The 14,900-nt window shown below is 53.8% G+C and carries 16 protein-coding genes; 4 read left to right on the top strand and 12 right to left on the bottom strand.

The window, feature by feature from the left end:
* Positions 1 to 125: 125 nt before the first annotated feature.
* Positions 126 to 767 (bottom strand): NAD(P)H oxidoreductase, encoded by a 642-nt coding sequence (locus MUU47_RS22810; protein WP_258990439.1) that lies wholly within the window; start codon positions 765 to 767, stop codon positions 126 to 128.
* 117 nt (positions 768 to 884) lie between these two features.
* Between MUU47_RS22810 and MUU47_RS22805 the strand changes: the two genes are divergently transcribed.
* On the top strand, positions 885 to 1,808 hold the full coding sequence (locus MUU47_RS22805) for a LysR family transcriptional regulator (protein ID WP_258990438.1): 924 nt from the start codon (positions 885 to 887) through the stop codon (positions 1,806 to 1,808).
* Positions 1,809 to 1,859: 51 nt separating this feature from the next.
* Here MUU47_RS22805 and MUU47_RS22800 read toward each other — a convergent pair whose 3' ends face one another.
* Positions 1,860 to 2,054 (bottom strand): YdfD/YebW family protein, encoded by a 195-nt coding sequence (locus MUU47_RS22800; protein WP_258990437.1) that lies wholly within the window; start codon positions 2,052 to 2,054, stop codon positions 1,860 to 1,862.
* Positions 2,055 to 2,409: 355 nt separating this feature from the next.
* On the opposite strand from MUU47_RS22800, the gene MUU47_RS22795 reads away from it, so the two are divergent.
* Positions 2,410 to 3,303 (top strand): LysR family transcriptional regulator, encoded by an 894-nt coding sequence (locus MUU47_RS22795; protein WP_258990435.1) that lies wholly within the window; start codon positions 2,410 to 2,412, stop codon positions 3,301 to 3,303.
* Positions 3,304 to 3,340: 37 nt separating this feature from the next.
* Here the strand turns inward: MUU47_RS22795 and MUU47_RS22790 are convergent, their stop codons facing one another.
* The 4 genes from MUU47_RS22790 to MUU47_RS22775 form a co-directional block, all read right to left on the bottom strand.
* Entirely contained in the window at positions 3,341 to 4,330 is a 990-nt protein-coding gene (locus MUU47_RS22790; protein ID WP_258990433.1) for an aldo/keto reductase, read from the bottom strand.
* 13 nt (positions 4,331 to 4,343) lie between these two features.
* Positions 4,344 to 5,195 (bottom strand): aldo/keto reductase, encoded by an 852-nt coding sequence (locus MUU47_RS22785; RefSeq protein ID WP_258990432.1) that lies wholly within the window; start codon positions 5,193 to 5,195, stop codon positions 4,344 to 4,346.
* A 106-nt stretch (positions 5,196 to 5,301) separates the two neighbouring features.
* Positions 5,302 to 5,961 carry a DUF1345 domain-containing protein gene (locus tag MUU47_RS22780; RefSeq protein ID WP_258990431.1) on the bottom strand — a complete coding sequence of 220 codons (660 nt, stop codon included), beginning with the start codon at positions 5,959 to 5,961 and terminating at the stop codon, positions 5,302 to 5,304.
* Positions 5,962 to 6,068: 107 nt separating this feature from the next.
* A complete protein-coding gene (locus MUU47_RS22775; protein WP_258990430.1) occupies positions 6,069 to 6,569 on the bottom strand; it encodes a nucleotidyltransferase family protein in 501 nt (166 codons plus the stop codon).
* Positions 6,570 to 6,849: 280 nt separating this feature from the next.
* Here MUU47_RS22775 and MUU47_RS22770 point away from each other — a divergent pair, with 280 nt between their 5' ends.
* Complete coding sequence (locus MUU47_RS22770) at positions 6,850 to 8,559, top strand: GGDEF domain-containing protein (RefSeq protein WP_258990429.1); 1,710 nt, start codon at positions 6,850 to 6,852, stop codon at positions 8,557 to 8,559.
* On the opposite strand, the gene MUU47_RS22765 is transcribed toward MUU47_RS22770, so the two are convergent.
* From MUU47_RS22765 to MUU47_RS22740, 6 genes are all read right to left on the bottom strand, one after another.
* Positions 8,547 to 9,227 carry an amino acid ABC transporter permease gene (locus MUU47_RS22765; RefSeq protein WP_258990428.1) on the bottom strand — a complete coding sequence of 227 codons (681 nt, stop codon included), beginning with the start codon at positions 9,225 to 9,227 and terminating at the stop codon, positions 8,547 to 8,549. The two genes, MUU47_RS22770 and MUU47_RS22765, sit on opposite strands and share 13 nt — an antisense overlap.
* Positions 9,217 to 9,993, bottom strand: a complete 777-nt coding sequence (locus MUU47_RS22760; protein ID WP_258990427.1) for an amino acid ABC transporter permease — start codon at positions 9,991 to 9,993, stop codon at positions 9,217 to 9,219. The genes MUU47_RS22765 and MUU47_RS22760 overlap by 11 nt, the downstream gene beginning before the upstream one ends.
* A complete protein-coding gene (locus tag MUU47_RS22755) occupies positions 9,980 to 10,810 on the bottom strand; it encodes an amino acid ABC transporter ATP-binding protein (protein WP_258990426.1) in 831 nt (276 codons plus the stop codon). Before MUU47_RS22755 ends, MUU47_RS22760 begins: the two co-directional genes overlap by 14 nt.
* Before the next feature lies 1 nt (position 10,811).
* A complete protein-coding gene (locus tag MUU47_RS22750; protein ID WP_258990424.1) occupies positions 10,812 to 11,636 on the bottom strand; it encodes an ABC transporter substrate-binding protein in 825 nt (274 codons plus the stop codon).
* A gap of 142 nt (positions 11,637 to 11,778) precedes the next feature.
* A complete protein-coding gene (locus MUU47_RS22745) occupies positions 11,779 to 12,921 on the bottom strand; it encodes an HlyD family secretion protein (RefSeq protein ID WP_258990423.1) in 1,143 nt (380 codons plus the stop codon).
* Entirely contained in the window at positions 12,921 to 13,298 is a 378-nt protein-coding gene (locus tag MUU47_RS22740) for a DUF3302 domain-containing protein (protein WP_258990422.1), read from the bottom strand. The genes MUU47_RS22745 and MUU47_RS22740 overlap by 1 nt, the downstream gene beginning before the upstream one ends.
* Before the next feature lie 639 nt (positions 13,299 to 13,937).
* Here MUU47_RS22740 and tauA point away from each other — a divergent pair.
* Positions 13,938 to 14,900, top strand: coding sequence for a taurine ABC transporter substrate-binding protein (tauA, locus tag MUU47_RS22735; protein WP_258990421.1), 963 nt, complete (start codon positions 13,938 to 13,940; stop codon positions 14,898 to 14,900).

The raw sequence follows: 14,900 nt of genomic DNA, 5'->3' as shown, positions 1-14,900 counted from the left end.
TGTCCACTCTTCGCGGGTAGGATCAAATTTACCTGTCTCCGTTAATGGAGTGAACATATCAAAAACAGGCAATTACACAATTTTCATTACAGTCACGCTGACTGAGTCAGCGCGGCATCAGTGATTTACGCGCTGGTCGTGTTGCCTGTTTCACGTACTTTATCTGTCAGCTCAACCACCACTGAACGGGCCTGTGCCAACAGTTGCTGATAATGCGTATCCGCGTTATTGATGTTCTCTTCAAAGCCAATCGTATTATAAAGAAATGCTACATCTGAATCGGGTGTTCCACAGTATTTTGCCAGGCCATTAAGCTGGTCTGTCATAAACGTATCTTTACCCATCTGCTTAAATTTTTTTTCTGCGCCCCCCACTAATGCTACCCAACGAACCGATGAAACGGGCAGTTTATGCCCACGCCCATAGGCTAATCCGTAGTTCCAAATACGATCAATATATCCTTTTAGTATTGCGGGGAAGGCGAACCACCACACCGGGAACACAACCACGATGTTGTCATGATTTTCCATAGCCTGAAAAAGCTCGGTAACCTCCTTTGAGAAAACTTTATCTGGGTTTGACCAGTCAGGCTCCTCGTCAGGGGGCAAAACCGGATTAAAATTAGCACGATATAAATCGAGCTCGGTAATGCCCATGTTCTGGCGTCCTGCTTCTTGCTTGATTTCTCCTACTATCGCCGCTGTAAGCGAGTCGACACGAGGATGTGCCCATACTAAGTAGGTGTTTGATGCGAATTGCTGTTTCATGATGTTTTTCTCACATGCGTGTTGATGTGAGGACTCTACATCACTAAATTCATGCTATAAATATCAGTAAATATCATGGGTTATTGAGAAATACTCACTAATTATGAGCCGCTGCGAATGAAAAATCCTCTGACAGATTTCACCACTTTCATTGCTGTCGCCAAACATGCCAGTTTTCGACAGGCAGGCGAAGAGCTGGAAATTTCATCATCGGCCGTGAGCCATTCGATTCGACTATTGGAACAACGTTTAAAGATTCGCTTATTTAGTCGAACAACACGCAGCGTATCGCTCACCGAAGCAGGTCAGCAACTTTATGACCGACTTCGCCCTGCTTTTGAAGATATTCATCTGACAATCGACCAGCTAAACCAATATCGAGACAGCCCAATGGGAACCGTACGCATCAACGCGGTACGCCAAGGGGCACGCCTGTATCTCTCGCGTGCGGTGGCTGGGTTTGTAGCCCGGTACCCGGACATTAAAGTTGAGATAACGACCGATGACAGAATTACCGATATTGTCAGCGGACAGTTTGACGCAGGAGTGAGGCTAAACGCGATTGTTGAAAAAGATATGATTGCTATTCCAATTGGCCCATCGGTGCGTTTCGCTGTGGTCGCGACTCCGGGCTATTTTGAACGCTACGGCAAACCGGCCACTCCGGAGACACTGATGCAACATGAATGCATCCGTTTTCAATTTCCTGGCGGCCGGCCTTATTACTGGGAGTTTGAACGAAATTCCAACAAGATTGAAACCGCCGTCGGCGGTAATATCACCGTTGACGACCTCGACCTGGAGTTAGATCTTGTTCTACAGGGCGTTGGGATGGGCTATTTATTGCATGATCAGGTCGCCACTTACATCAATGATGGTGTTTTAGTCTCTGTACTTGAAGAGTGGTTGCCTGCACGACCCGGCTTTCAACTCTATTATCCCAGCAGAAAATACCTGTCGTATGGCTTTAGAACATTCATCGATTATATAAAGCAACATAATAATCACGAGACAGAAATCATCTCGCTATCAGGCATATAGTGCGTCAGCGGGAATTATTAGTTCGGACAAAGCGGACGCGCGATATTGGTGTCAGGACTGCGTGGCATCGTTGTTCTTCGGTTTGACTGCGAGCAGGCCTTTATCTGGATCGATGTAAGCGCAATGTGTGTCAGAAGGGTGAGATTGCGATGCCGCCTCACACTGCGCCAGGCTGCTGTAGGCCCCGATAACGTTGCTTTGAGTCGCGCCGGAGGCAAATGAGATAATCAAAACTAACCCGTACATGTCATTCCTTTATATGCTTTAACACGTCCTTCAGGCGCTGAGATTGATTCGGAATGTCTCGCTCATCGGCCCGGAATTACGCAAATTTCTCTGGGCAATGAATATACACCAAACTGAGTGGGATGTGTCGATGTAAATGGGATCATTCTTAATGAAAGGGGTCCGAATCCAAATATGAACAACAACGTTGTGGAATATACGTAATCATTACGCTCCGTAAATATCAGGCATATATTTAATCGCCGCAAATCCTCAACTGGGCGACCGCGCATTTCCCCGGAAGCAATCGCAGGCGCGAGCTGTTACTCTCCTTTGTGAGTCCCCACCCGTCGTCGCGTTCAAAAAGGAATGAGCCATGCTTAAAGAAAACTTCAACGAGCTACAGATCTTTCTGGTGGTGGCCAGAGAGCGAAGTTTTACCAAAGCGGCCGGTAAGTTGGGTGTTTCACAGTCGGCATTGAGCCATGCCATCAAGGCGCTGGAAGAGCGGCTGAACATTCGGCTGCTGACCCGAACCACTCGCAGCGTGGCACCGACAGAAGCGGGGGAGCGGATTATTGCCTGCCTTGAACCGCGCATTGCTGACCTCGAGCAGGAGCTGTCAACGCTCATTCAATTGAACGGGAGCACCTCAGGCAATATCCGTATTTCCGCCGGAGAGCATTCGGCGCGCAGCGTGCTGTGGCCAAAGCTGAAACCGTTTCTGCGTCAATACCCGGAGATCAACGTTGAGCTGGTAGTTGATAATGGCTTTGTCGATATCGTAGAAGGGCGCTTTGATGCGGGCATTCGTCTGGGCGAAAGCGTGGATAAAGATATGGTCGCGGTGCGAATTGCCCCGGATATGCGGATGGCAGTCGTTGGCTCTCCGGCCTATTTCGCGGAAAATCCGGCCCCGAAAACGCCACATGAGCTACAGCATCATCGGTGTATCAATATGCGTTTGCCGACTGCCGGGGGGCTTTATCACTGGGAGTTCGAACGGGAAGGGAAACCGCTGCGTGTCAGAGTCGACGGGCAACTGACATTTAACCTGTTGCCGGAACGCATCGACGCGGTGCTGTCCGGGTTTGGTATCGCCTGCATTCCTGAAGATGCGATTCAGGCGCAGGTTGAATCTGGCGAGCTGGTTCAGGTATTAAAAGAATGGTGCCCGTCGTTCCCGGGATATTATTTGTATTACCCGAGCCGCAAACAGCATCCTCCGGCGTTTGCGCTGATGATAGACGCGCTGCGCTATTCGGAATAGCTGGCTTGCCAAAGAAAGTGGCAAGCCAGACAGAACCTTAACGGCCCACGCGAGCCTGAAGTGCGGCCGGATAACGGTCGCCGACGATTTTCACCGTTTCAAGTGCCAGACCAATTTTACGTAACTCATCCTGAGACAGGGTGATGTCCGCTGCGCCGAGGTTTTCTTCCAGTCGATGCAGTTTGGTCGTGCCCGGAATCGGCACAATCCACGGTTTCTGCGCCAGCAGCCAGGCGAGCGCGATTTGCGCATTGGTCACGCCTTTTCCGCCAGCCAGTTCGCCGAGCACGGTGAGCAGATTTTCATTGGCCTCAATGGCCTCGGCGGCAAAACGCGGCACTTTGCTGCGGAAATCATCCGCGCCAAAGGTGGTACCGGATTTGATGGCCCCGGTCAGGAAGCCTTTACCCAACGGGCTGAAGGGCACAAACCCAATGCCTAACTCTTCCAGCACCGGCAGAATTTCATGCTCAGGCTCACGCCACCACATTGAATATTCACTCTGCAATGCGGCGATGGGCTGCACGGCATGTGCCCGGCGAATGGTTTGCGCGCCCGCTTCGGACAGGCCGAAGTGCTTCACTTTCCCTTCTGCAATCAGTTCTTTCACCACGCCCGCGACGTCTTCAATCGGCACATCCGGGTCAACGCGGTGCTGATACAGCAGATCAATCACATCGGTTTTGAGGCGGCGCAGCGATCCTTCAACTGCCTGACGGATATGCTCTGGGCGGCTGTTCAAAATCTGCTGCTTGTTATCCTCCCCGAAGGTGAAACCAAATTTCGTGGCGATAACCACATGGTCGCGGAACGGTTTTAACGCTTCGCCAACCACTTCTTCGTTCAGATATGGGCCGTACACTTCAGCGGTGTCGAAGAAGGTCACGCCGCGCTCGACGGCGTTGCGGATCAGTTCAATGGCCTGACGGGTGTCCGTTGCCGGACCATAACCGTGGCTGAGGCCCATGCAGCCCAGACCCAGCGCTGAGACTTCAAGGCCTGATTTACCGAGATAACGTTTTTGCATTAACAATTCCTCATTACACGTCGAGTTTACGGCCGGTCAGCCACTGCACCATCGCCGGATCGCGATGCGAGAAGAACGCGCTGGTTGCGCTGTCGAGCGCGGTGATTTGCAGCATGTCTTCCTGGCTGAGTTCGAAGTCGAGAATAGTGATGTTCTCTTCCATCCGCGCTTTACGCACCGTTTTTGCCAGCGACACAATGCCGCGCTGGAAGATCCAACGCAGGACCACCTGGCCCACGCTTTTGCCGTATTTCGCGCCGAGGGTGGTCAACACCGGGTGCTGGAACAGGCCGTTTTTCCCTTCGGCAAACGGTGCCCATGCTTCAGGCTGGATCCCGTGGGTTTGCATCCACGGCACCGCGTGCAGCTGTTGGTTGAACGGGTTCACTTCAATCTGGTTAACTGCCGGAACCACCTTATTAAATGCGGTAAGGTCGGCGAGACGGTCCGGGTGGAAGTTGCTCACGCCAATGGCCCGGATTTTCCCGGCCTGATGCAGTTCTTCCATCGCGCGCCATGCGCCGTGCACGTCGCCATAAGGCTGGTGAATCAGATACAGATCGACATAGTCCAGCTGCAGGCGATTGAGTGAGCGTTCGAACTGCGCTTTAGCGCCTTCGTAATGTGTGTCCTGCAGCCACAGTTTGGTGGTGACAAACAGTTCATCGCGCGCGATACCGCTCTGTTTCAGCGCATTGCCGACCTGAGTTTCATTCTGATAAGAGGCGGCGGTATCAATCAGGCGATAGCCGGTTTCGATGGCATCAATTACGGCGCGCTCGCATTCGGCGGCATCCGTCATCTGAAATACACCAAAGCCCAGCAGGGGCATTTCAATGCCGTTGTTCAGTTTTACAGATTGCATGACGTTATCCTTCGCTGTTGTGTCGGCAAAGAATAGCGCAGGGTGATTTATTTGATTAGAGGGTGCAATCCGCTAGGGTTAATTAGAATTTCTCATTAATTCAGATTCAGCTCAGCAATCCGGCGCCGACGTTGACCGATAATCCTAAAATTGCCAGATTAAAGATAAATGAGATGACGGACTGCAAGAGCGTAATCTGGCGCATCTCGGTGGTGCCAGTGGCAACATCCGCCGTTTGCGACGCAACGGCAATCGTAAAAGCAAAATAGAGGAAATCCCAGTAATCGGGGTCTTCGGGTTTTTCCGGGAAGATCATCGGTGAAACCCCTTTGCCGCGATGCAGGTAATGATGGTGCGCGTAATGCATCGCGAACGCGCTCGGCAGCAATGCCCAGGAGACAATCAGCGTCGTGGCCGTCAGGACAACATGAAGAATGCGCGGCGTGCCGGAAAGCGAGTGCAGGGATGAAAGTTCGCTCAGAATCGCCACGATGCTGGCCATGCACGCGACGATAACCATACCCAACACCAGCGCAGCGCTTTGATCCTGAATTTTGGCGATACGCGGAATATCTTTCACGTCGGTACGCAACATCCGACACCAGATAAACATCAGGTACAGCCAGGCCACAACATTCCAGCCGATCAGCAGGCGTTGCAGCGTGCCTACCGAAGCGGGAAGGGCGAAATAACAGATAACGCCTGCAGCGATTGAAATCAGCAGCCGCAGTCGCGTGAATAAGTGAGTCCTTAGCGAAAAACCCATAAGGTCAGTTGTTCTACAAATGATTGATAACATTAACTGTAGACGACGGTGCGATGGAGGGCCTTGGGTTTCCGCGAATTAGGCGGCATCTCCGTCCGTTGCCAGCGTCATTGACGCTGGCTGAGCACCTGCTCTGCCCGCACTAAATCCGCCAGCGTGTCGATGTCGTGCACAATCCCAACATCCTGCAAGTCCAGATCAAGAACTTGATGCGAAAGCCGGGCGCTACGGACAATCTCTTTCGCACCGGAATCGCCCATCAGGGCCGCCAACTGTGGCAGAAAGTTATGGCTGAACGCCACCGGATGCCCTTTCTGCTGGCGATAATGCGGTACCACCGCTGGCTTTTCGCGTAATCCTTCGGCGACACGCCGTAGAGAATCGGGCTGAATCAGCGGTAAATCGCCGGGCAGAATCAACCAGCCTGCAGCGTGCACGGTGGCGCTGACGCCTAACGCAATGGATTCACCCATGCCACGTGTGCCGCCTTTCGGCCTGACCAAATGCCATTCCAGCCCTGCGTCTTTTACCGCCTGAATCACATGCGTTATCACCGATTGGTCGTGCAGAATCGCATCGGGTTTATGTGTCGTGGCACCGCTCGCCACGCTCCCTCAGCGATTGGCAGCGCTGACAATGCGTCCTATAGCTGCCCAATGCGCCGATATAAAACGCCCTGCCGTGAAGGGCGGACTGTAAAACGGGAAGCTCGCGGTCCTGGCCCGAGGCAATGACCGTCATCGCCTCGTAAGCCACTGCGGCCGATAACCAAAGAATATCGTGGAAATCGCCGAAAAATCGTGCGCCAAACTGTCCGTATCTCCCCTGGCTGCGGTAGACTAGGCGTAACCCGCTGTCATTTACTGAATTTTATGGCCTGATTGCCCAATGAAAAGACTCAAAAAAGCATCATCGCCTTCCAACGTTTTACGTTATCTCTGGGGTTCGGCTATCGCCAGCATTGTGCTGACGTCAATCTTGTCCTGGTGGTTGCTGTCCGGTTCCTGGAACGCATGGCACAGCGCCCGTAATGATGTTATCCAGTTCAATGATTTCTACCATGTATTGCAGGTTTCCAACGATCTGGCGAGCGAGCGCGCTTATGCCAATGAACTGGTCCTCAGCCCAATGGAGCGAAAAGCGCAGGCCTGGAAATCCCTTGATGACAGCCGCCGGATAACCGATCGCAATCTGGAGCGGATCCCACAAAACTTACTTTCCCCGGCGCTGCTGATGGCGACCATCGAACAGCTCAATAATTCGCGTGTGAGCGTCGATACATATCGAAATCAGGAACTAAGCGACCCGCGGGAAGCGCAACGTTCGATCAGCGCCATGGTCGAAGCGACTGACTTTTATCACTCCGCGCTGTTCCAGCATACGTCATCGTTTCTGCTGCTTGAGCCCAAAGCGCTAGGCCCGATTTTACGTGCGCAGGCACTGGGGGAATTACGTGATGCGACCGGGCGATTAGGCTCGCAAGTGCTGATCCCGCTCGCCACCCATACGCCGATTCCGCTCAGCAATATGGAAGCGTTGAGCCGGGGCATGGAGCGTATCGACGTGCTGTGGTGGCTGTTGCGCACCCAGGGCGAAGAAGCCCACTATTTGCCTGGTTTTCCGCAGCGCCTGGATAATGTGCGTCAGCAATTTGAATCGCAGGGTGTGGCGTTGCTGAATAAGCTCAGGTCGGAAAGCGTGACAAATCAGCCTTATAGCGTGGATTCCGAAAATTTTGCGGTGCGCTATCACGAAAGCCTGAATGCGTTTGATCAGCTGCTGAACACCTATCTGACCGGGGTGAATAAGCTCTACGTCCACGCTGAACACCAGGCACTGCTGCATCTGGTGCTGATTGTCATTATCCTGATCATGCTCTGCGCGCTGACGGCAGGACTGATTTTCTATATTCGCTCCCGGGTGCTTCAGCCGATTTTACGCCTCAACCAGATAGCGAGCGGGATAATCGCCGGGAAGCATCAGGAAACGCTGATGGATGAAAGCACCGCCGAAGAGGTACAGGCGCTGTTTTCCTCTCTCGGCACGCTGGGCGCTCAACTACGTGAACAGACCATCCTGAGTAAACGCTTGCAGCGCCAGTCGGAGGAGGACCCGCTGACCCACCTGTTTAACCGCCGGGCGTTCGATGAATTGGCGGGAAATCTGATGGCGCAAGCCACGTATGAGCATCCGGCGTGGCTCATTATGATGGATGTCGATCACTTCAAGTCGATCAACGACACTTGGGGACACCCCACCGGCGACAAAGTGCTGGTAGCGCTGGCAACCACGCTGAAGAAATACAGTCGACCAGGGGATGTTATCGGGCGTCTGGGCGGTGAGGAGTTTGCGGTGGTCTTCCGCACACCGGGCCATGAAGACGTGACCGGCTACACCACCCGTATTCAGAACGAAATTCGTCAACTGCGCTTCGAAGGGCCGAAAGGGGAACCTTTCTCGATAACGGTTAGTTTTGGCGTGGCCTCAGGCTGGCAGCGGGAGTTAACCGAAGTGCTGGCTGTGGCAGACGCCGCGCTGTATGAAGCAAAAAACAGCGGGCGCGACCGGATATGCGGCTTGCCAGATCAGACGGCCTGACGCTGAAAACGGCGTGCTAACAGGCCTAAACTACTGCACAGCAGGTAGTAGATGACCGCGATGAAAATGAACAGCGCCATCGGGTAAATCTGCACCCGGTTATTGACCTGTCCGGCTACCGTGGTCAGTTCCGGGACGTTGACGATAAACGCCAGTGAGGTGTCCTTCAGCAGGGCAATCAGGATGCCAAGCAGAGAGGGCATCACATTGCGCAGCGCCTGCGGCAGCAGGATGAACCACAATGCCTGACTCTCGCTAAACCCCTGCGTTTGTGCCGCTTCATACTGACCGGAAGGCAAGGCTTGCAGGCCTGCCAACACCGAATGCATTACCGCGGCGCTGGTAAACCAAGCCAATGCCAGCGTCACCGTAACCGCCCCGGGCAACGATCCCCCCGTCATCATCGGCAGCAAATACCACAACCAAAAAATCACAAAGATCAGCGGAATGCCGCGAATGATCTCCGCCCACAGGAACAGCAGACGGCGCACTACACCGCGATAGCGCCAGGCGGCACAGGCAAGCAATACACCGCCTGGAATGGCCAGGGCAGCAGCACCCAGTGCCATCAGCAGGGTCAGGACCACACCGCCCGGCTCTCCTTGCGCCAGTCGTCCCCACAATAAATAGTCAAGATTATCGGTAATCACCGCCAGATTAGCGTTCATGCTGAGGTTCACCTTGTGTCGACGTCCTGGCCTGACGTGCGGGTATTCGTCTTGCCACAGGCAGGCGAGTCAGCAGTAATCCCAGGACCATACCGGTCAACAGATAGAGCACTGTCCCCACCGCAAACGCTTCCAGTGCGTGGGCGTTATAACTTTCGATTTGTCGCACCTGGTAGGTCAGTTCAGCAAAACCAATGCCGCTTGCCAGAGAAGAAAGCTTCATTAAGTTGAGCAACTGGCCCACTACGGGCTGCCAGGCGTAGGTTAATCCCTGTGGCAGCAGAATATGGCGCAGCAGCGCCTGGTGGCTGAAGCCCTGAGACAGCGCCGCTTCCACCTGTCCCGGCGAGACCGCCCGCATTCCGGCGGTGATCTCTTCTATCAAAAATGCCGAGGTAAACGCCGCCAGCCCCCAGGCGGAACAGAGGAACTCTGGACTTAGCCACCAGACATCACCGGGCAGCACTGACCCGCTATGAGGGGCGTTAATGTCATCGCGCAGGCCCTGTGGCAGCAGATTCCACGCGGCGAAGTACCAGAACAGCAGTTGCACCAGCAGGGGAGTATTGCGAAAAAGTGATACCCAGGTGGCTACCAGTCCACGACCGATACGACCGCCTGCAAGACGCAGGAGCAGAAACAGCCCCGTCAGCAGCCCTGCGAGGAGCATGCCGATGGCGCTTACCCAGAGCGTGGTCAGATAGCCGGAGAGTATCCATTGCAGTGGCTGACTACTGAGCACTCCCTGCCAGTCAAAAGTCAGCATGATGCGTGTCTTCCGTATACAGAGGGTCCAGAACCTTATTGAGGAATCGCCGCGCCCGTTCATGCTCGGGGCGGGTGAAGAAGGTCTGCGGCGTCGCAATCTCAAGGATTTCACCCCCATCGATAAACACCACTCGATCGGCAATTTCACGGGCAAATTGCATCTCGTGGGTGACGACCACCATGGTGATCCCACTGTGAGCCAGCTGTTTCATCACCTGCAGCACTTCGCCAATGGTTTCGGGATCGAGGGCTGAGGTGGGTTCATCAAAGAGGATAATTTGCGGATCGGAGGCCAGTGCCCGGGCGATGGCGACGCGCTGCTGCTGGCCACCTGAGAGCTGTGAGGGATAATGATCCGCTTTCTCAGCGAGTCCGACTCTGGCGAGCAATGCGCGGGCGCGTGCAGTGGCGTCAGCCTCACTGAGCCGATGTACCGTTTTCAGCGCCAGGGTGATGTTCTGTAGTGCGCTGAGGTGCGCGTAAAGGTTAAATTGTTGAAAGACAAAACCTATCCGGCTGCGCAACTGACGCAGGGCTGCGCCGCGCAGTTGGCGAGTAGGGCGGTTATCAATCAGAATGTCGCCTTCACTCAGGGTTTCCAGTTGGTTAATCAGGCGAATCAGCGTCGATTTCCCTGAGCCTGAAGGGCCAAGGATGGCGACCACTTCACCCGGAGCAATAGTGAAATTTATCGCGCGCAGGACCTGGTTTGAGCCCCAGGATTTCCCTGCGTTGCGAAATTCCACGCTGGCCTGTAGCAGACGATAGGGCTCCGCAGCCTGAGCCGCGGAGCGAGAGAAAAGTCCTGACAACATATTAGCGATTGGCAGCGATAGTGAAATTGCGCGGCTGTGGGGTTTTGGTCTGTGGGCCAAACCAGCGGTTATAGATAGTGGTGGCTTCACCAGACTGCTCCAGTTTCGCCAGTTCATCATTCACCGCTTTCAGCAACGTCGGTTCACCTTTCTTCACCCCGACGCCAATTTCTTCTTTGCTCAATAAATCAGGCAGGATTTTGAATTTAGCTTTGTCCGGCGCTTCAGCCAGCAGACCCGCCAGAATGGTGCTGTCCTGGGTAATGGCCTGCACGTTGCCGTTGCGCAGCGCGGTCAGCGCCAGCGGAATATCATCATAGGAAAGGACCCGCGACTGCGGGAAGCGCTGATGAAGCGACTGCTCACCGGTCGTTCCTTTGACTGCCCCAATACGTGCGCGTTGGTAATCGTCGAGTTTATCCCCCGCTTTGCTCGGGACCAAGAATTGCTGCCCGGTGACGAAATACGGCGTGGAGAAATCAATCACCTGAGCGCGCTCAGGGGTGATGGTGATATCGGCGACAATCAAATCCGCTTTACCAGACTGCAGCAGCGGGATGCGGTTTGCCGGGTTGGTGGCGACCAGCTCCAATTTCACGCCCAGCGCTTTGGCCAGCGCATTCGCGAAATCCACGTCGTAGCCGACCAGGTCATGGGTCTGCGCATCAACGGAACCGAACGGTGGGTTAGCATCGAAGGTGGCGATTTTGATGACGCCGGCCGCTTTGATATCCGCCAGTTGATCTGCCTGTGCGGCACCGATGGTGGTGGCCAATAGGGCCAGCGCGACGGTGGTTTTTTTTAGTGTGTGTAATGTTTTTGCCATGATTTTCTTGGTGTCCCTGTTTTTATGGTGTGCATTTACGCTCCCATACAGCGGGGGGACCTGGCAAAGAAGAAAAAATACTTAACTTAGCTGAAAATAAGCGGCAAAAACGTCTCCCGCCAGGAGCGGGAGACGGAGGGCATTAATGATCGAGGAAGACGTAGTTTTCCCAACTGCTCATGCGGATCAAAATCTTACGAATCAGTGACAGCTCTTTGAAGTGATCGGAATAGACCGCGACTTCAACCTGGGTACCCATCGGCAGTTTGTAGTCATCCAGTCGCGGATCGGTCGCTTTGACTTTCACCATGATGCGACCCTGATTAGCCAAATCGGCGGTGGTCAGCAGTCGGCCCTGGCCCTGGAACTGGCTTTCACCAATGGCGGGCAACACTTCAACCACTTCGCCCGTGAAGACGGTGCCAGGAATTGACGGGAACATCAGCTCTGCTTTATAACCCGATTGCAGGCGCTGAACCGAGTTCTGGCGGAAGGCGGCCACGTAGGTCTTCTGTGCATCGGCATCTACTGGCACGAAGGTCATCACTGGCGCGAGGCCGAGTGCGGTGGACATAGTTCCTTCACGCAGACCGACGGTACTGACATAGCCCGCAGCAGGTGCACGTACCACGGTATTCTCCAGCTTAAATTCGGCTTGACGTAACTGGGCTAACAGCGAGGCGACTTTGGTGTTCTGGCCGTTTACCACGGAGTTGAGATTGTTTTTTGCTTCTTCAACTTGTGCCTGAGCGACGGTCACAGCCGCTTCTGTCGCTTTGAATGTCTGGCGGCGGGTATCGACCATCTGATCGGAGAACGCACCTTTGGCATGACCCTCGTTATATCGAGCGTACTCGCGCTGTGCTTTGTCGCGATCGGCAATGGCTTTTGCGAGATCGGCCTGAGCCTGGCTCAGCCCGGCATCGAGGGAAAGCGCGTTCTGGCTGGCCTCTTTGATCTGCGCACGCAGATCGTCCACTTTTGCCTGGAACAGCGTTGGGTCCGTGCGGAAAAGGATGTCGCCTTTCTTCAGCATGACGTTCGCTTTTACCGGCACATCAATGACTCTGCTGCGATTTTGCGTCACGATAGGAACGGTCTGGAAGGCTTGTTTACCGACGTCGCTGAACGGGAAGTTGTAATTCATGACCAGGATGATGAGGGTAATGAAAATAATACCGCCGAGTACGGCCGTAGGCACGGTCCACTTATTCAGCGGAATATGGAAAACTTTAAAAATAACGACGCACAGGGCCGCATAGGTAAGCAGTAATAACGTTTCCATTATTTATCCTCCTTTGTCACAACAACGGCGGCACTGTCAGGAACGGCGTTTTTAATCGCGTTAAGTTCGCTCGTTAACCTGTCCACCTGAAGCGTCAAATGGGTCATCTGAGCCTGCATGTCATGTTGTTCTTCGCTGATTTTATGCATACCCCAGCCCCGGTCTTCACGCCAGAGCGTGGCCCAGATCCACAGAAACGGCCACAGCACGTGGAGTGTAAACAGACTCACCCAGCCAGCGTAATGGATGGCATCCTGGTGGGGATGATTACGTTCTTTCGCAATTTCATAAGGGATATCATGGATAACGATAATCCCGTAAAACAGAATGAGAATTACCGCAGCCAGTATTGCCAGGGCAACATAGTCCAGGGTCATGATAAAAACTCCAGCAAAATAACCGAATAAGGGATGGCAGAGAGGGGAAATATCCTTCAGAGTACAGAAGACCACAAAAAATTCAGTTGTACAAATCACGGGTAGTTCAAAAATAAATTATTTGGTCGTGGCGATTGTTGTTCCGTGAAATATAAAAATGGGTGATTTTCTCGTGTAAAAATAAATTAGAGTCAAGAGAGAGTAAAAACGCCTGTCGGGAGGCAGGTGTTAGTAAGCGTCATGACGCCATCTACAGTGCGCCCATCTTGCTCGACGTAATCTACGGATAAAGAGCAGGCAGGGACATTCAAGCGACACTGAGGCGAAAGGGTGAATATTCGTAACGCATTCAGGCTTTTGGTTGACGGTGCGTCAGGCGATGCCAGGACATGCTGAAAGAAAGCCCCGCAGGAGAACATCATGGCCTGGCGACCGTTTCTTTTTCTGATATCCACTCCGCATCCGCAGCTTTCACGCCGTCGTGGGAAACTGACCCTGGTGCACTGAGGCGTATTTTTTGTCTAAGCTTTGCCAGTTTTTTTCTAAAAACAGATTGGCATTAGCCAGAATTTTTAATTCCTTTATCAAATCCCCGCTGCCGGAAATACTGCGCCCATGACAACAAGGGGAGCAGACACCATGGCACGCGCATCGCATCTTTCATTATTGGCCGCATTGGCCTTCCTCACTTTCCAGGCGCAGGCGGTGAATGTCACCGTCGCGTATCAGACATCCGCTGAACCTGCCAAAGTTGCGCAAGCGGACGACACTTTTGCAAAAGAGAGCGGGGCGACTGTCGACTGGCGGAAATTCGACAGCGGAGCGAGCGTGGTTCGCGCCCTGGCCTCGGGAGATGTGCAGATTGGCAATATCGGTTCCAGCCCGCTGGCGGTTGCCGCCAGTCAACAGGTACCGATTGAAGTGTTTCTTCTCGCCTCACAGCTCGGGAATTCTGAAGCGCTGGTGGTGAAAAAAGACATCAGCAAACCGCAAGACTTGATCGGCAAACGCATCGCCGTGCCGTTTATCTCAACCACCCACTACAGTCTGCTGGCTGCGCTGAAACACTGGGGCATCAAACCAAACCAGGTACAGATTGTGAACCTGCAGCCACCGGCCATTGTCGCCGCCTGGCAGCGTGGGGATATTGATGGGGCTTATGTTTGGGCGCCTGCGGTTAACGCGCTGGAAAAGGACGGCACGGTGCTGACGGACTCTTCCCAGATAGGCCAGTGGGGCTCACCGACGCTGGATGTGTGGGTGGTGCGTAAAGATTTCGCCGAGCAGCATCCTGATGTAGTGAAAGCCTTTGCCCGCAGCGCTATTGCGGCCCAGAAGCAATATATCGATAACCCCGACGGCTGGCTCAAACAGCCAGACAACCTCAATAAGCTGGCGAAGCTGAGCGGCGTTCCGGAAGCGGACGTGCCGGGGCTGGTGAAAGGCAATACCTATCTGACGGCTCCTCAGCAGGCACAGCAGCTTAACGGCCCGGTAAACAAAGCGATTGTCGACACTGCACAGTTTCTGAAGGCGCAGGGCAAAGTGCCCGCCGTTGCGGCGGATTACAGTCAGTACGTGACCGACAAATTTGTGAAATAG

Source organism: Scandinavium hiltneri, from assembly GCF_024764835.1.
Classification (GTDB): Bacteria; Pseudomonadota; Gammaproteobacteria; order Enterobacterales; family Enterobacteriaceae; genus Scandinavium; species Scandinavium hiltneri.
Note: the sequence above shows the minus strand (reverse complement) of the source record. Positions and strands in the feature narration are given on the sequence as shown.